Annotated in this window: 19 protein-coding genes; 6 read left to right on the top strand and 13 right to left on the bottom strand. The window is 66.0% G+C overall.

Annotated features, from left to right (window positions below; translation table 11 throughout):
- Positions 1-276: 276 nt before the first annotated feature.
- The gene (locus tag ACZ75I_RS09755; protein ID WP_151354706.1) at positions 277-987 is read right to left on the bottom strand and encodes a hypothetical protein; all 711 of its coding nucleotides are present in this window, start codon (positions 985-987) and stop codon (positions 277-279) included.
- 166 nt (positions 988-1,153) lie between these two features.
- On the opposite strand from ACZ75I_RS09755, the gene ACZ75I_RS09760 reads away from it, so the two are divergent.
- Positions 1,154-1,909 (top strand): tetratricopeptide repeat protein, encoded by a 756-nt coding sequence (locus ACZ75I_RS09760; RefSeq protein ID WP_414604419.1) that lies wholly within the window; start codon positions 1,154-1,156, stop codon positions 1,907-1,909.
- Positions 1,910-1,969: 60 nt separating this feature from the next.
- Here ACZ75I_RS09760 and ACZ75I_RS09765 read toward each other — a convergent pair whose 3' ends face one another.
- Positions 1,970-2,494 (bottom strand): transporter, encoded by a 525-nt coding sequence (locus tag ACZ75I_RS09765; protein ID WP_414604420.1) that lies wholly within the window; start codon positions 2,492-2,494, stop codon positions 1,970-1,972.
- A 590-nt stretch (positions 2,495-3,084) separates the two neighbouring features.
- Between ACZ75I_RS09765 and ACZ75I_RS09770 the strand changes: the two genes are divergently transcribed.
- Together ACZ75I_RS09770 and ACZ75I_RS09775 are read left to right on the top strand one after the other, a co-directional pair.
- Positions 3,085-3,441, top strand: coding sequence for a hypothetical protein (locus ACZ75I_RS09770; protein WP_414604421.1), 357 nt, complete (start codon positions 3,085-3,087; stop codon positions 3,439-3,441).
- Positions 3,442-3,912, top strand: coding sequence for a hypothetical protein (locus ACZ75I_RS09775; protein WP_472959025.1), 471 nt, complete (start codon positions 3,442-3,444; stop codon positions 3,910-3,912).
- Positions 3,913-3,973: 61 nt separating this feature from the next.
- On the opposite strand, the gene ACZ75I_RS09780 is transcribed toward ACZ75I_RS09775, so the two are convergent.
- The 10 genes from ACZ75I_RS09780 to ACZ75I_RS09825 all read right to left on the bottom strand — a co-directional run bounded on the left by ACZ75I_RS09780 (position 3,974) and on the right by ACZ75I_RS09825 (position 13,365).
- Positions 3,974-4,642 carry a nucleotidyltransferase family protein gene (locus tag ACZ75I_RS09780; RefSeq protein ID WP_472959026.1) on the bottom strand — a complete coding sequence of 223 codons (669 nt, stop codon included), beginning with the start codon at positions 4,640-4,642 and terminating at the stop codon, positions 3,974-3,976.
- Positions 4,618-5,679 (bottom strand): XdhC family protein, encoded by a 1,062-nt coding sequence (locus ACZ75I_RS09785; protein WP_472959027.1) that lies wholly within the window; start codon positions 5,677-5,679, stop codon positions 4,618-4,620. The genes ACZ75I_RS09780 and ACZ75I_RS09785 overlap by 25 nt, the downstream gene beginning before the upstream one ends.
- A 9-nt stretch (positions 5,680-5,688) precedes the next feature.
- A complete protein-coding gene (paoC, locus tag ACZ75I_RS09790) occupies positions 5,689-7,893 on the bottom strand; it encodes an aldehyde oxidoreductase molybdenum-binding subunit PaoC (protein WP_472959053.1) in 2,205 nt (734 codons plus the stop codon).
- Positions 7,893-8,843, bottom strand: coding sequence for an FAD binding domain-containing protein (locus tag ACZ75I_RS09795; protein ID WP_472959028.1), 951 nt, complete (start codon positions 8,841-8,843; stop codon positions 7,893-7,895). The genes paoC and ACZ75I_RS09795 overlap by 1 nt, the downstream gene beginning before the upstream one ends.
- Positions 8,840-9,487: an aldehyde dehydrogenase iron-sulfur subunit PaoA gene (gene paoA / locus ACZ75I_RS09800; protein ID WP_241885109.1), complete on the bottom strand. Its 648-nt coding sequence runs from the start codon at positions 9,485-9,487 to the stop codon at positions 8,840-8,842. The genes ACZ75I_RS09795 and paoA overlap by 4 nt, the downstream gene beginning before the upstream one ends.
- 222 nt (positions 9,488-9,709) lie before the next feature.
- Positions 9,710-10,312, bottom strand: a complete 603-nt coding sequence (locus tag ACZ75I_RS09805) for a hypothetical protein (protein WP_472959029.1) — start codon at positions 10,310-10,312, stop codon at positions 9,710-9,712.
- Positions 10,313-10,570: 258 nt separating this feature from the next.
- A complete protein-coding gene (locus ACZ75I_RS09810; protein WP_069138534.1) occupies positions 10,571-11,086 on the bottom strand; it encodes an Ohr family peroxiredoxin in 516 nt (171 codons plus the stop codon).
- 47 nt (positions 11,087-11,133) lie between these two features.
- Entirely contained in the window at positions 11,134-11,901 is a 768-nt protein-coding gene (locus ACZ75I_RS09815) for an SDR family oxidoreductase (protein WP_472959030.1), read from the bottom strand.
- Between the two features lie 127 nt (positions 11,902-12,028).
- Complete coding sequence (locus ACZ75I_RS09820; RefSeq protein WP_472959031.1) at positions 12,029-13,060, bottom strand: LysR family transcriptional regulator; 1,032 nt, start codon at positions 13,058-13,060, stop codon at positions 12,029-12,031.
- The gene (locus ACZ75I_RS09825; protein ID WP_065186736.1) at positions 13,057-13,365 is read right to left on the bottom strand and encodes a sigma factor-like helix-turn-helix DNA-binding protein; all 309 of its coding nucleotides are present in this window, start codon (positions 13,363-13,365) and stop codon (positions 13,057-13,059) included. Before ACZ75I_RS09825 ends, ACZ75I_RS09820 begins: the two co-directional genes overlap by 4 nt.
- An 89-nt stretch (positions 13,366-13,454) precedes the next feature.
- On the opposite strand from ACZ75I_RS09825, the gene ACZ75I_RS09830 reads away from it, so the two are divergent.
- The 3 genes from ACZ75I_RS09830 (at position 13,455) to ACZ75I_RS09840 (ending at position 15,351) form a co-directional block, all read left to right on the top strand.
- Entirely contained in the window at positions 13,455-13,934 is a 480-nt protein-coding gene (locus ACZ75I_RS09830) for a carboxymuconolactone decarboxylase family protein (RefSeq protein ID WP_065196282.1), read from the top strand.
- A gap of 55 nt (positions 13,935-13,989) precedes the next feature.
- Complete coding sequence (locus tag ACZ75I_RS09835; RefSeq protein ID WP_065186737.1) at positions 13,990-14,394, top strand: cupin domain-containing protein; 405 nt, start codon at positions 13,990-13,992, stop codon at positions 14,392-14,394.
- Between the two features lie 75 nt (positions 14,395-14,469).
- Positions 14,470-15,351 (top strand): RNA polymerase sigma-70 factor, encoded by an 882-nt coding sequence (locus tag ACZ75I_RS09840; RefSeq protein ID WP_472959032.1) that lies wholly within the window; start codon positions 14,470-14,472, stop codon positions 15,349-15,351.
- Positions 15,352-15,465: 114 nt separating this feature from the next.
- Here ACZ75I_RS09840 and ACZ75I_RS09845 read toward each other — a convergent pair whose 3' ends face one another.
- Positions 15,466-16,386 (bottom strand): MBL fold metallo-hydrolase, encoded by a 921-nt coding sequence (locus ACZ75I_RS09845; protein WP_472959033.1) that lies wholly within the window; start codon positions 16,384-16,386, stop codon positions 15,466-15,468.
- Between the last annotated feature and the right edge of the window lie 182 nt (positions 16,387-16,568).

Below are 16,568 nucleotides of genomic sequence, written 5' to 3' on the forward strand. Positions count from 1 at the left end.
GGTCCGGCTATACAATTCATCCACAGCGCACCGTATGGCGAACAATGCCATTGGCATGGCCGATCTTAGGGCGACGGGGTCCGGTTAACAAGCCGATGCATCGCCGGGGCCACCGAGCTGAGCAGGACGCATTTCAGGAGCCGTGGAGAAGCACTGATGGATGTCCGCTTTGGGTCCGTAGCTTCCGTGCCCCTACCCCCGATAAACATCCCTTATCGCTATCCCCGTACTGAAGTGCACTGCCACTCTCAGCTTGGCGCTTGCCGAGATCCAGCCCTATTGGACTGCCGGAGCAGGAATCACACCCTTTCGCAGAATCTCCAACCTCCCAACATCGCCAACAGGCACAAGCACTGTAGCCTTCCGCACCGGGTCCCACAGTGCATAGCTGTCACCAAGACGACCAATCAGGCTTAGGTCGCCCTGCACCTTTCCATCAACAGTCACAGCCGTCACGTGCTTGCCGCCGCCAGAGGAAATCTTCTCGGCACGCTGGGAGCCAAGCATGCTTGACGCTATCGAGACGTAGACCAACATCACCAAGGCGTAGATCAGCCAAGGGGAATCTTTCACTGCGGTGGGCACCACCGGCGAAAGATGCACGATCAACGCACAGATGATCGTCAGAAGTACCCCTATCAGAAGAGGCCACGTGTTCGACCACCAAAGCAGCAGCCCCAGGACAGCGAAGAAAAGCACTGGAAACAGCCATGCGAACAGCTTGCTTTTGGAGCTGCCGCTCGTGACCTTCATCTCCACCCAGCCGCCAAGCAGCGAGGCCAGCAGCATGAGAAATAACACCATGCCGATCCCAGCAAGCCCTGCCAGTGCAAGCTCACTCACCGCAACAAACTGAAAGGGATCCAGGCCGAAGTGCCCCCAATACTCCTTTAGGTACAAAGCCCCTTGAATCAATCCAAAGGTGACGAGCGCCGAACCCCATCCAGCAACATCAGCCATCGTTAGCGTCTTCTGCGTACGTTCCATGTATCCCCTTCCATCGATGCAGCCCCGCCACATAGTGGCATGCTGCGCTCCGCTCTGCAGAATCACTCTATTAACGTGACGCGTCACGCCCGTTCACCCCCCGCCTCATTGGCGCCCCCCCCTCCCCTACTATAGTTCCCCCCCTAACAAGGACGAGGCACCCCACATGCCCTATATCGGAATCGGACTCCACGTACTGGCCGCCATCTACTTCGCGGTGCACGCCATCCGCTCGGGCCAGAGCCTCTACTGGCTCATCCTGCTGTTCTCGTTCCCGCTGCTCGGCAGTGTCGTCTACTTCCTGGCGATCTATTTCCCGGAAGTCCGTCACTCGCGCGGCGCCCGACAGGTCGTCCGTTCCGCCAAGCAGCTCATGGACCCGGGCCAGGACCTGCGCAACGCCCGTGCCGAACTGGCCCGCACGCCCACCGTGCAGAACCGGGTTCGCCTGGGCATGACGCTGCTGGATGCCGGCCAAGCCGAGGAAGCCAGAACCCTGCTTGAGCAGGCAGCCAACTCGCCGCTGGGCGACGATCCCTACATTCTGACCGGCCTGGCGCGTGCCCGCCTCGATTCCGGGCAGCCCGCGCTTGCGGCGGAGACGCTGGACGGCTTGTTCGCCCGCCATCCGGATGTGCGCCGCAAGCCGGAACAGACCCTGCTTTACGCGCAGGCACTGGCAGCTACCCAGGCGCCCGGCACCCGCGCCGCGTTCGAGCGCGCCGTCGAATGCGGAAACGATGCGGCCGCTCGCTGCCTCTACGCCGAATGGCTGATGGCGCAGCCGCAACCCGACGATCGCGAGCAAGCCCGCAGCCTGTTCGCCAGCATCATCGACGATGCCCAGCACTGGTCGCGCCACGCGCGGAGCCACAATGCCGCATGGCTGGAGCGAACCAAGGCGGCGTTGAAGGGCTACTGACGACCCGGCAGCAGGTGTGGGCTCGAACACCTGCACTTCCAGGAAACTATCGCAGCCGGCCTAGCGGGAGCCCGGCTTGGGGAAGAGCAGCCTGGGGGTTCCGATAAACAGCAGCCATGCACCCAGGGCCGCTCCGTAGGCGAGCACCGTTCCCACAAGGAATGTGCCGAAGAGACTGCCGGTGAACAGCTGATACAGCCCTTTGCCGCGACCTGCAGCGCTGCCTCCAACAGTCAGCACGATGACCGGCAGCATGATCATTCCGCTGCAGAGGATCAGGGAGAAGGTACCCAGCAACCATCGCTTCAATGGCGGGTTCCATGGCATGGGATAGCCTGCGAGCAGTCGCCTCATCCAAAGAAACAGTACTGGAAAGGCGATCAGGTACATCAATGCCACATACAACCAGGTTCGAGCATCAGCGCTGCCCGCCTCGAAGATGGCTCGCGGGTATACCCCTGTGCGATAGAGCGTTTCTGCGCTTGCCGCCAGCGTCGCGCTAATGATCATCGCAGGCTTGAACAGGCGCGACACCTTGCCCCATTGCGCGTTGCGTAGTTGCTGCCCGTCAGTCATGCCAGACATGAAAACCTTCTTGGGCGGATGCGTCCATGAGGTACCAAGGGGCATTGTGCAGATGATTCGCCCCGCCACATGGTGACACGCAGCGCTTTGCTTCGCAGATTTCACCTATTAACGTGACGCGTCACGCGCAATTGGTAGCGCATTGCTGGACACGCCTGTCGCATTTGCCTTGCACACAGCCCCGCCGGGCGGATGCCGACAGCGCGCAGAGCTGCACCACCGACATGGTCGATAGCGTTGCAGCGCAAGGCTCCAGCTTGGTTTCGTCGTATGCAACGATTCTGAAAATGTTGAAAGTGGTGACGTCATCAGCCCTACTGCATTGGCATCACGCATAGGTCCGCGTATTCCTTGCCCTGCCACCGTGCATCGGTGGTCGGGATTCGAAACCCCGGTTGTGTGGATGTTGCTCGCACTTGCCAGCCGGCACTGCTTCGCGCGGTGCCGGCTGGCAATCCGTCAGTCGGCTATGGCGGGCGGTGCGTGGAGGCCTTGCGCCTGCCCGGTCATCCACACACGGGGTTTCGAACCACGCATCGTCCGCCACCTTTATCGGTGGCGGCTTCTGCATGCACGCAAGGAGCCCCGCCATGACCCAGCCCCCCTCCCCTGCCCCGCACCCCATCCACGACGCGCCTGCCAACGGTCCTGCCTTGGACCCGAACACCCTCATCGCCCTGCTGCACAGCATCAGCTCCGGCGCCGCCTCCGATGGTCAGCCCTGGCCGGAACGGCATCAGATGCCGGGCCGACGCATCGCCTTGGCGGATACCGACTGCTCGCTGGCGGGTCTTCGCGTGGTGCTGGAGATCCTGCTGGCCGCACAGCGTGCCCGCGAGAACGGCGAGCTGGAGCAGTACGTTGGCCCGCGCGTGATGGAGGGCCTGATCATGGCCGGAATCGGCCTTACCGCACACGCCAGTACCCGACTGCATCCGGAGGGCTGAGTGGCGTGGTGCCGCTGGGCGGCCAACGCGCTCTGTCTTGTGGTGGTGGTTGCTGCACAGGCGCTGTGGCCAGCGCCACCGGTGCCCTCGCCTGTCGCGTTCCAAAGCATCAACGACGATCGATTCTCACAGTTGCGCAGCCAGGCGATGCAGTTCGTGGACTCTCGGCCACGACAGGGCTTCCAGTTCGTTGAGCGGCATCGAGATGCCGAGTTCCAGGTTCATTGCCGAGGCATACCCGTGCTGTGGCTGGAGAGGCGCTCGCAACATCTGCTGTTGCAGGTCTCACTGGACGCGAAGCAGCGGGCGCCTGCCGTTATGCGGTTGCGGGCGTTCCTCGAATGGCAGTTGGAGCCATTGGATTACCTGGAGCAGGTACTGGCTGGCGTGCCGGAACCTGTTCTGTTGGATCGGGTGCTGCAGATTCTTGCCAGTGATGTGCCTGATGGGGCGCGATGTGGCGTGCCGTAGTCGAGCATGGCTCGACTCTACAGGGCTGCGGGCAGCGAGGGTTCGGGCTCCGGCTCTACCGCTAGTCACCTGCGCGACGGGCGTTGGCACCGTGATCGTGCGACTCGACCTCGGCATCGATCCAGCCCGCATCGCGCGCGCGCGCAAGATCTTCTGGCGTATCGATATCCAGGCCCAGTTCCGGTGCCTGTAGGACATGCACCGTATCGACAGGAAGTTGCCGCAGGCGCGCTCCAAAGCCGCGGTCACCGCTTGCACCCGCAGAGTTGAACCATGCACGCGGCACAACTGCAGGAATGCCAAGCGCGTTTCCATGACGGGTACCCGCGCACCCTGACGCCGAGACGCGGGCCCCCGAAAGCAGCGCCTGCAGATGGGAGCGCTCGATTGCGGGCTGGTCGCATGCCACGACCATCACCGCGGTCACCGTGGGCAGCAGCTGTACGCCGGCAACCTGCAGACTGCTCGCCAGGCCGCGTTCCCAGTGGTGGTTGGTTACCGTAGTGGCGCCCAGCCCGGTAATGCTGGATGTCACGGCCTGTGCGTTCGCGCCCACCACGACCAGTACCTGCGCTGGCGCGAGCTCGCGCGCCAACCGCACCACGCGATGTACCAGGGTCTCGCCCTGCCGGGTCAGAAGCTGCTTGGGCTGGCCAAGTCGGGTGCTCCCGCCGGCAGCAAGCACGACGACCGCATGCGCGTTAGTCACCTGCAGTGCGCGCTTCGCCATTGCTGCAGCTGCGCGGCGATGCTGAGCGAAATTGCCTCGGGCCCTCGGCCGCCGATGTCCAGGCCGACCGGTGATCGAAGTCTCGGGGAAAGGCGGTGGCGCTGATCCGGTGTCAGCAGCTTGAACAGGTCCTCGCGCCTTCGCCGCGGACCCAGCAGTCCAATGAACGCAACTTTGGTATCAGCCAGGGCCACCAGCGCCTCCCGATCCAGCTCGAAATCGTGATGCATCACCAGTGCCGCGTCGCACGGGTCGCCATGAAGGGCTTCGGCAGGGTTGGTCTGAAGATGCGCATCCGCGCACTGCCCGGCTGAGGCCCAGCGCGCTCGCCGTTCGGCCACGCTGACCCGCCACCCCAGGCCGCGCAGCAGCGGAACCAGGAAGGGCGTTTCGGGACCGCCCCCCAACACCAGGGCCCGCGGAAGCCGGGGCAACGACAGACGCCAAGCACCCTCACCAAAGGGCTGCGTACCCTCCATCGGATGCAGCTGCCACGCCTGCTCGTGATTGCCGGCACGGAAAACGACCTGCCCCGACGTGCGCAGGTCGCGCTGGAGTGACACACCCTCGCGCAACCAAGCCTCGATGACGTCGTCGATGCCGGCCATGGCACGCAATGGCAGGAGCGCCATCCGCAGCCGGCCGCGGCAGCCGAGCGCGGACCCACTCAACAGGTCGTCGTCACTGCGGGTGTCGATCTCGATCCAGTCGACCCGCCCTGCCGCGCTCACCTGCTCCGCGCGTCGCGCGAGCTCGGGCTCCAGGCATCCGCCGCTCAGCCAGCCGACCTGGCTGCCGTTGCAGAACAGCGCCATGTCGCCGGCACCGGCGTAGGTGGAGCCATCGGTTTCCAGCACCAGCGCGAGCACGGCGTGCTCGCCCGCGCGCACGCGCGTCAAGGCCGTCTCGAGCACGCCGCGCGGGCTGCCTTCGGCGAGGAAGCCCAGCGCTGCGGACAGGTGCTCGGCAAGATCGCAGGGCTCCCCTCCGCCTGCGGCGGAGGCCTCCAGAGTGGGCGAGGCTGCGGGTCGGTCCATGCGCAAGGATCAGCCCACGTCGGGCAAGCCGGGCAACAGCTTGTCCAGGGTAATGGGATAGTCGCGCACGCGCACGCCGGTTGCGTTGTAGACCGCATTGGCGATCGCGGCGCCAACCCCGCAGATGCCCAGTTCACCCACGCCCTTGGCCTTCATCGGCGAGATCACCGGATCCAGCGTGTCGAGGAAGACCACCTCCTGATACGGGATGTCGGCGTGCACGGGAACCTCGTAGCCGGCCAGGTCATGGTTGATGAACAAGCCCAGCCGTTTGTCGACCACCAGCTCCTCCATCAGGGTCGCGCCCGCCCCCATCACCATCCCGCCGATGACCTGGCTGCGTGCGGAGAGCGGATTGAGGATCCGGCCGCCATCGCATACGGCAAGCATGCGGCGGATGCGTGTCTCTCCCGTGTAGGCATGCACAGCAACCTCGCAGAAATGCCCTGCATAGGTGCCGACGTCGTAGCCTTGCTTGAAGTCGCCGAAGGCAATGCCGTCCTCCGCCGACAGTGTGCCCGCCTCCGCCAGCTTGATGGTCCGCCCACCCACCTGGATGCGGCCATTGGCGAAGTCTGCGGTGTCGCCGTCGAAGCCCAGTTTCTCGCCCACCTTGCGGCGCAGGCTGACGCACGCCGCGTACACGCCCGCGGTGGAGCTTGCCGCGCCCCACTGGCCGCCGGAACCGGCGGAGGCGGGATGACGGGAGTCACCGAGGGTCACCTGGACCCGGTCCAGTGGCACGCCCATGGTCTCGGCTGCCGTCTGCGCGATGATTGTGTAGGAGCCGGTGCCGATGTCGGTCATGTCGGTCTCGACAATCACCCCGCCCTGGCCGTCAAGCCGGACCCGCGCCGCCGACTTCATTGTCGGTGCGCCGCGATAGCCCGCAGACACGCCCATGCCGATCAGCCAGTCCCCTTCCCTGACCTGCGCCGGCCTGGGGTTGCGCTTGCTCCAGTTGAAGCGCTCCGCGCCTTCGCGCAGGCAGCGCACCAGGTTGCGGTCGGAGAACTTCTTGGACGGATCGCCGGGCACGACCTCGGGCTCGTTGAGGATGCGGAACGCGATCGGGTCGAGGCCCAGCTTCTCGGCCATTTCGTCCATCGCTACTTCCAGCGCCATGTGGCCCGGTGCTTCGCCCGGTGCGCGCATCGCATTGCCTTCGGGCATGTCGAGCGTGGCGATGTAATTGGCCACCAGGCGATTGGCGCCTGCATAGAGCTTGGGCGTCTGCAGGGTGCCGTTTTCGCCATCCTCGCCGTTGATATTGCCCGACCAGTTCTCATGGGCGATGGCGGAGATCCGGCCATCCTTTCCGCAGCCGATCCGCACGCGCTGGAGGGTGGCGTGCCGGTGCGTGGTGTTGTTGGGCATCAACGGGCGTTGCAGCGCGATCTTCACCGGCCGCCCGACCTGCTTGGCCGCCAGCGCGGCCAGCACCGCGTCGGCACGGATGAACAGCTTGCCGCCGAAGCCGCCGCCGATATAGGGCGAGTCCACACGCACCTTGGCAGGATCGATGCCGAGGATCGCCGCCATGCCCTGCCTGGCCCAGTCGATCATCTGGTTCGCCGTCCACAGCGTAAGCGTGTCACCCTCCCAGGCGGCGATGGTGGCGTGCGGCTCCATCATCGAATGACTTTCGTCGGAGGTGTGGTAAGTCTCGTCGAGCTTGACCGCGGCGCTCGCGTAGGCAGTGTCGAAATCGCCCAGCGCCTGCCGGTCGGGCTTGCCGTCACGCCCCTTTGCCAGCGGCGCGGACGGTGCCAGAGCCCGGAAATTGAAGCGGCCCTTGCTGCGCTCGTAGCGGGTGCGGATCAGCGCCGCGGCGGCGCGGGCCTGCTCGAAGGTCTCTGCCACCACGCAGGCGATGGCCTGGTGGTAGTGGGCCACCTCGGCTCCGCCGAACAACGGTGCATTGTTCCAGTTCGATGTGCCGACCGGCTTGGTTTCCGGTGCGGTGATGACCGCCAGTACGCCGGGCGCGGCACGTGCGCGGGAGGCATCCATCGAAATGATGCGCCCCTTGCCGATGCCCGCACCGACGATGTAGCCGTAGGTCTGGTTCGGCGCCACGTCATGGCGCTCGTAGGCATAGGGGGCGGTACCGGTGGTCTTGCGTGGACCGTCGATGCGCGGCGTCGACTTGCCGACGACCTTGGCCTTGTCGAACAGGTTGTCGCCGGCGGGGGCGTTGAATTCAAGGGGCATCAGCGCTCTCCTTCCACCAGCACGGCTGCGAGAGTGCGCTCGGCGAGCGCGATCTTGAACGCGTTCTCCCGCGTCGGGCGGGCACCGGCGAACACCTGCCGGGTCGCGGCCTTTACGCCATCGCGCAGCAGCGGTTCGGCTGCCTCGACGCGCCACGGCTTCGGCGCGACCCCACCGAAGGTGAACCGCGCCGAGCCGTCACGCTGCACGACCGCGGCGACCGACACCAGTGCGAACGCATAGGACGCGCGGTCACGTACCTTGTGGTACACGTGCCGACCGCCCAGGGGCTTCGGCAGCGTGACGTGGGTGATCAGCTCACCGCGCTGCAGCACGTTGTCCTGCTGCGGCCTGTCGCCGGGGGAACGATGGAAATCGGCAATCGGGATGCTGCGCGTACTGCCGTCACCCCTGACGGTCTGGATCGAGGCGTCCAGCACCCGCAGGGCCACCGCCATGTCGCCCGGATAGGTCGCGATGCAGCTGTCCGAGGTGCCGATCACGCCCATCTGCCGGGAGAACCCCTGGAGTGCGCCGCAGCCGGATCCGGGCAGGCGCTTGTTGCAAGGCAGATTGGGGTCGTAGAAATACGGGCAGCGCGTGCGCTGCAGCAGGTTGCCGCCGGTGGTGGCTTTGTTGCGCAGCTGCCCGGAGGCGCCTGCCACGATCGCGCGGGTCAGCACCGCGTAGTCGCGCCGCACGCGCTCATGCGAGGCCAGCGCGGTATTGGTGACCAGCGTGCCGATGCGCAGGCCGCCCTCGTCGGTGGGTTCAATCCTGTCCAGGCCGATGTCCTGCACATCGACCAGATGCGCTGGCGTCTCGACCTCCAGCTTCATCAGGTCGAGCAGGTTGGTCCCTCCGGCCAGGAACTTCGCGCCCTCGGTACCCGCGACGGCCCTGGCGGCCTCGGCCGGGGATTTCGCGCGTTCGTAACTGAAGGCCCTCATGCGCGCCTCCCTGCAGAGGTGACGCCAGCGACCTCTGCCATCGCCTCGGCAATATTGGAATAGGCGCCGCAGCGGCAGAGGTTGCCGCTCATGCGTTCGCGCATTTCCATGTTGGTGGCCCGGGGCCGTGCGCTGACATCCGCCTGCACATGGCTGGGGACACCCCGCTTGATTTCGTCCAGTACCGCCACCGCCGAACAGATCTGCCCCGGCGTGCAATACCCGCACTGGTAGCCATCATGCTTGATGAAAGCGGCCTGCATCGGATGCAGGTCATCGGGAGTTCCGAGGCCTTCGATGGTGGTAATGGCATCGCCCTGGTGCTGCACTGCCAGGCTGAGGCAGGCATTGATGCGCTCACCGTTGACCAGCACGGTACAGGCACCGCATTGACCGTGGTCGCAGCCCTTTTTCGTTCCAGTCAGCTTCAGATGTTCGCGCAGGGCATCGAGCAGCGTGGTCCGGGTGTCCAGTTCAAGTTCCCGCCGCTCGCCGTTGACGGTCAAGGCCACCGTGCTGATGACCGGCGGCCTGGGCGGCGGGGGCGCCGCCAGTTCGGCGGCGAGCGATGATGCCCCCGGTGCGGCGGACATCGCCACGGTCGTGACGCCGCCGGCGATCACCTGGCGACGCGTCAACTTCATTCCTTCATCACAACTTGGCACAGTGACCTCCTGGCGTTCGGGAAACCCCGTGGCTGGATGGACGCGCTCACACTACCGAAGGGCCACTATGCCCATCTGCGGGGTACAGATCTGTGAAGTCGGCGAAATGTACGACCCTACCAACTTGGCCCATGCGTATGCCTCACTGGATGGCTCACAATCCTGTTTGTCCCTCAACATGAAGAACACGATAGGCCGACGCTACAAGAGCGTTGGCTGTGAGGGTTCGGGCTCGTGGATGGAGCCCTCCAACAAGGCAACGTAGGTATCGAGCCTGGTGCGAAGGCCGATCAGCATCCAGCCCAGCAGGTACAGCAGCACCATGGCGAAGATGAGCAGTGCGCCTAGCAGGCCAACATCGAAAGCGCCCGCCCAGTCACCCCATTTCCGTCCACGGAACTGCAGATAGAGGGCAATCAACAGCGGGAATGGTCCCAGCCGCTGCAGGCCGCCATACATCATGCCCATGCGCTCAATCATGTTTGTGCGCAAGGTGCTGACGAACTTGAGTCGCCGCTCGCGCTGGACGCGCGGGAATCCGCGAAGCTCGGTCACCACCGCTTGCCAGTGAGCGAAGTCTTCATCCATCTCCCGGGCGTGCGAGAGCCGCGGCTGGCTGAACTGGCGAATGCCCCTGCGGGCGGCCAGGACGCCACCGACAATGAACCCTCCGATTTCGATTGCCAGGCAGGCAACCACCACCTGGAGCACTGCGCCAACAGGCAGCCATCGATCCGGAAGCTGACCAATGAGAATGCCGATGATCGCCGCACCCATGCCGATGCGGAACGCCCACGTCTCCACCCTGCCCGCCTTGGGCTAGATGCTGTGCTCAACCAGCCCCTGCACCCGCTGGTAGAGCCAGTGGAACGTGAGTTCCTGCGAATCGGTCTTCGCGGGCGGAACGAATCCGCCCCGTGCCTGCATGTCCATTGCGCCCCCTGCCCAGCCGGCGCGGATGCCGGCCCCGGCCATCGTAGCCGAGGTTGGCAGGGGCGGCATACGGCCTTGCCGTGTAATCGTCAGGGCCAGGGTCTTCCCATGGTCGAGCATGGCTCGACTCTACAGAGGCGAAGCCTGCGGGCCGACCCGCACATGCACCGCATGGCTGATGCCACGATGGAACATCTTGGCGTATGGGCAGACGCGTTCGGTGTTGCGAACGAGTTCGCAGGCCAGGTTCTCATCCATGCCGGGAAGATGTACCACGATCTCGGCCGACAGCAGGTACAGCCCATCTGCCGGATCACGGGCGAAGGTGACCGCCACTTCGATGCTGGGGTTGTGCAGCAGCAGGCCGGCGCGCGCGGCCACCAGCACCATGGCACCGTGGAAGCAGCCGGCATAGCCCGCAGCCAGCAGCTGCTCAGGATTGGCGCCGCCGCCAGGCCCGCCGAGCTCCGGCGGCAGGCGCAGGTCCACCGCCAGTGCACCGTCGTCCGATCGCACGACGCCGGACGCCCGCCCATGCTGGGCCTGGCCTCCGCTCACCCGCACGCGGCCGGTGTACAGCGGCTTCACGTCGTCGCCCTGGTAGCGGTCCAGCATGGCAGGCGAAGGCGGCTTCAGCTCGGTCATTGCACGGCTCCATCAAACGCAGCTGCGGCAGGCGATCGATTCGCCGCTCAGGCAGGCTGCGGCTGCAACAGACCGGACTGATGCAGCCAGGCTTCGAAATCGACCTGCCCCAGCCACGCGTGGCCGGCCGGCACCAGCGTCTCGATCTGCAGCGGCGCGCCGAAGTACAGTGCATCGGCGTCCGCCACCACCTGCCGGGAATCACCCGTCAGTTGCAGATAGCGCCTGGCCAGATCCGCCATCGCGCTGCGCTGCGGCCCGGCGATCTCCAGCACGCCACTGGCTGGCGCCTGCTGCGCGATGCGTGCCACCGCTTCGGCAACGTCCTCGGCGGCAATCGGCTGCACGTCGGCGGCCGGCAGCCGCACGACCCTACCGTCGCCGGCGGTCTGGATGATGCCCGGCAGGAACTCGAAGAACTGCGTGGAATGGATGATGGTGTATGGCAGGCCCGAGTCGCGGATCAGCCGCTCCTGGGCCATCTTGCCGCGGAAATAGCCACTGGCCGCCAGCTTGTCGGTGCCCACAACAGAAAGCGCGACATGGTGGCGCACGCCGGCACGGGCGGCGGCGGTAAGGATGTTGTGGCCGGCGGTCACGAAGAACGAAAGCACTGCTGCGTCTTCGAACGAGGGCGAGTTGGCCAGGTCCACCACCACGTCGACGCCGTCCATGGCGGCATCCAGGCCCTCACCGGTCAGCACATCCACCCCGGTGGAGGGCGCTGCCACCACGATCTCATGCCCGGCGACACGCAGGCGCTCCACCACCTTGCTGCCGATGCGGCCGGTACCGCCGATGACGAGGAACTTCATTGCGTGTCTCCTGGAATATAGAGGGGCTACCGGCGTGTGGCCGGGCGCAGGCATCGTAGGTGGCGCGGGCGCGAGGCAGTAGGTCCGTGACCGGCCGCGCACTGTTGCCCGGCACGCACCAGTACGCTCAGGCCAAGGCAGGCTGTGCGCCTGGCTTCAGAGGGGTGGCCTGCTGGCGTGCTTCCCAGTGCGAGATCACATCCAGTTCGAGCGCGCGCACCCGCTGCGTGCTGAAGTCGATGAAGGCACGCACGCGCTTGGGCAGCTGGCGGCGGCTGAGGTAGCACAGGTAGTGGCCGCGATCGAGCGGCGCATGCCGATCCAGGCAGGTCACCACCCTGCCCGCCCACAGCGCTTCACGCACCTGATAGCTGGGCAGCTGGGCGATGCCCAGCCCGTCGATGACGGCCTGCAGGGCCAGGTCGGCATCGTTGAACACCAGTGCAGCAGGCGGCTGAAGGTGTACTTCGGCACCGTCGACACGGAATTCCCAGGGCTGCATGCGTCCGCCCGGCAGGCGCCGCCCGATGCAGGCATGCGTGGGCAGCGCGTCCACCGACGCGGGTAGGCCGTGCACCTGCGCGTACGCCGGTGATGCACATACGACCAGCTGCATCGGCACCAGCTGCTTGGCGATCACTTGGCTGTCTTCCAGTAGGCCGTCGCGAAACGCCACGTCGATGCGATCACCGGCCAGGTCGGGGGCCTGCTCGTCCAGCAGCAGCTCCACGGATACCTGCGGGTACTCGGCACGGAAGGCTGCCAGCAGGGGGGCAATCACCCGCCGGCCGAAGCCGTGGCTGGCACTGATGCGCAGGTGCCCGCGCGGCGGGCCCTCGCGCAGGTCGCGCATTTCCTCCAGCGCCTGCAGGATGCAGGTCACGCCCGGGTTGCAGCCCTCCAGGAACAGCTCGCCTTCGCGGGTGAGCGTGGTCGAGCGCGTGGTGCGCAGGAACAACCGCACGCCCAGCTGGCTTTCCAGCTTCTGCACGCTGCGGCTGACGGCCGAGCGGCCGATGCCGAGGCGGTCGGCCGCGCGCGCGAAGCTGCCCTCGGACGCCACTGCAATGAAGGCCAGCACGCCGGCGTAGCTGGTGGAGAAGGACGCATTGAGCGCATCGTGGCCGTCGCTGGCCAGGCGGGGCGTTGCGGCGTTCATGGGTGGCCTGGCTCCGGGCGGGCACGTTGTGCGTGCAGGTGGCTCCGCGCCAGCTTCAACCGTTGCCTGCACGCGGCAAGATCGAGCCCCAGCAGGGGCACGATGTCCTCGAATCCGGCACCCAGCACGTCGTGCAGCAACAGTACCGCACGTGCATCGGGCGGCAGTTCGCGCAATGCGGTGAGGAAGGCCTGCCAGACCTGTTCGCTGGCAGGGCGCGATGCGGTGCGCAGGTGCGATGAGGTGTCCATGCCCGGCAGACGGCCGAGCATCGGCCGCTGTGACAGGACATTGGTGCTTTTCATGCAACAGCGTGCGGCCCGGCCCCCGCCTACCGGCATTGCGAATGCAGGCCTAGCCTCGCTGTGCCCTTCACACGCTACAGGAACACACCATGACCGCACGCCTGGATTACGCCGCGCAATCCCCCGAACTGTTCAAGAAGCTCGGCCTGTACTCGCATGCCGCCCACACCGCCTCGATCGAAGCGGCCATCATCGATCTGGTCAACATCCGTGCATCGCAGCTCAACGGCTGTGGCTTCTGCCTGGACATGCACGTGAAGGAAGCCACCCTGCGCGGCGAGCGTCCGCTGCGCCTGCATCACCTGGCGGCATGGCGTGAATCAACGCTGTTCAGCCCGCGCGAGCGCGCCTGCCTGGCCTGGACCGAAGTACTGACCCAGCTGCCGGCGCAGGGCGTGCCCGACGAGCTGTACGCACGCGTGCGCGGCCAGCTGTCCGATCAGGAAATTGTCGACCTCACCCACGCGGTGATGGCGATCAACGCCTGGAACCGCGCCAACGTTGCCTTCCGTACCACGCCCGGCACCCTGGACGCAGTCTTTGGCCTGGAGAAGGCCGGCCTGGCCTGATCCTTCCGCCGCTGCCCCATGCTGCGGCCCTGCTCTACCGCTTTGGAGACCTGCCATGCGTCGTTCTGTTCTGGCCCTGTTTGCGCTGCTGCCACTGTGCGGCGCTGCCGCCACCCCGCCCTCTGCTGCGCCCGAGCCCCTGGTGCGCGAGGTGATGACCCGCGCCCTGCCGGAGCAGCCCGGCAAGGAAGCGCTGATCCTTACCGTGGAGTATCCGCCGGGTGGCGCCGATCCTGTCCACCGCCACGATGCCCATGGCTTCGTCTATGTCCTGGAAGGGCGGATCGTGATGGGTGTGGCCGGCGGCAAGGAAGTCACCCTTGGCCCGGGCGAGGCCTTCCATGAAGGCCCGGCCGATCTGCACACCGTAGGCCGCAACGCCAGCGCCACCGAGCCGGCGAAGTTCGTGGTGTTCCTGATCAAGGACATCGGCAAGCCGGCGGTGCTGCCGCCGCACTGATCGCACGTCCGGCGCTGGCACCAACGACAGGTTCCCGGGTGTCACAATCCGGGGACCTGTCCCGTCTACGCTGGCATGGACGAATCCACTGCGCTGTTCTCACGCCTCCGCCCACGCCTGTTCGGCGTGGCCTACCGCATGCTTGGGTCTTCGCACGAAGCCGAAGACGTGGTGCAGGATGTCTGGCTGCGCTGGCATGGCACCGACCAGTCACAGATCGAGAATCCGGAAGCCTGGCTGGTGGCGACCACCACCCGTCGCGCCATTGATGGCCTGCGCCTGGCCCGGCACGCGCGCGAACACTATGTGGGCATGTGGTTGCCCGAGCCGCTGCTGACCGATGACACCGCCACGCCCGAGTGCGTGCTGGAAACCGCCAGCGATCTGTCGGTCGCCTTCCTCAGTGTGCTGGAACGGTTGGCCCCGGATGCGCGTGCGGCTTTCCTGCTGCACGACGTGTTCGATCAGGATTACGCCGTGGTCGCGCGCACCCTGGACAAGACGCAAGCCGCCTGCCGGCAGATCGTGCATCGTGCGCGCCAGCAGCTCCGGCAGGAACGCCCGCGCTACAACGTCCCGCAGGACGTGCACCAGAAACTGCTGCGCCGCTTCGCCGAGGCCGCGTCCAGCGGGGATTTCCGCACGATGAAGGCCTTGATGGCCGAATCGGCCGAGCTGGTGGGTGACGGCGGCGGTATCGTCACCAGCTTCCCCGGGCCGATGGTCGGGGGTGCACGCATTGCCCAGCTGCTGTATGCCCCGCACCTGCGGCGCAGCGCGCAGTTGCGGATGGTGCCGGCCATGCTCAACGGACGGTTGGGACTGCTGCGCTATTTCGATGGCGAGCTGGAGGCGGCGATGGCCTTCGAGACCGATGGCGAGCGGATCACGCAGATCCTGGTGCAGCGCAATCCGCACAAGCTGCAACGTTTGGCCCACCCCACCGCCATCCAGTAGATCCACGCCAGGCGTGGATGGCGTCCGTTGTTGGCCTCGTCCTTGCGGGATTCGAGCGGGGCGCCGATGCGCCCCGTCGAAAACCCCTGCTTGCGCTGTATCCGCAGGATCCGATCAGAAGTCCCAGAACACCGGCACCCAGCGGAACGTCTCGCCCTCCAGCGACACCCGGCCCACTGACGGGAACGGAAGATGGGTGGCCACCAGCAGTTCGCCGGTGCCGGCCAGGTCCTTCAGCAGAGCGACGCGAACGCGTGCGGATTCCTCCGGATCGTGCTCAAAACCGTTGTGCCAGTTCGGCTGGTCGAAGCCGACCGCGAACACCGCGTCACCGGCAAAGGTCAGGGCCTGCCCCGCGGACGCTACGCGCACCACGCAGTGGCCCGGGGTATGCCCACCGGTACGGCGGGCCGTCACGCCCGGCGCGATCTGCTGTTCGTCCTGGAAGGTGTGCACATAGCTGCTGTACTCGGCCCAGAAGTGCTTGGCCGTGGCGCGCAGTGCATCGGGGAAGCCCTGCGGCATGTTGGTACCGCTGAAGTCCGGCGACTTCCAGAACTCCACTTCCGCGGCTGCGACGTGGATTTTCAGGTCCGGGCGCAGCCGTTCCTTTACGCCTTCAACCAGCAGGCCGCCGACGTGGTCCATGTGCATGTGGGTAATCACCACGTCGGTGATTTCGCCCAGGTTGATGCCGGCGGCACCGAGGCGGCGGATCAGCTGGCCGGCGCGCGGCAGCTGCAGGTCCGGGTCCATGCCCAGGCCGGCATCGATGAGGATGGTGCGATCACCGCTGTGCACCACCATCACGTTCAATGCCCAGTCGAAGGCATCCTGCGGCAGGTACATCTCTTCGAACCATTCGGCACGGTCGGCGGCCGGCACGTTGTGGCCGAGCATCTGGGTGGGCAACGGCAGGACGCCATCGCTGATCACCAGCACTTCGACGTCGCCCACTTTCAGGGCGTAGCGCGAGGGCACCAGTTCATCGAGTGCGGGAGCAATGGGCGCGGCGGTGTTTTCCATACTGAACATGAGGGATCTCCACGAAGAGCCATTTGGCGGGCAGCAATGCAAGGCTGGCGCGAACGAATCCGGGCGCTTGCCCATGGCGCAGGCAGTGACATTGCCAGGGCACGGTTGCCTGGCGGCCAGCGCTGCGGAGTTCATGGGAAGACGGGCCACTGCGCGGGCAATGGGCCCGGAACACGGCAGGT

The organism is Stenotrophomonas sp. X, from assembly GCF_055721025.1.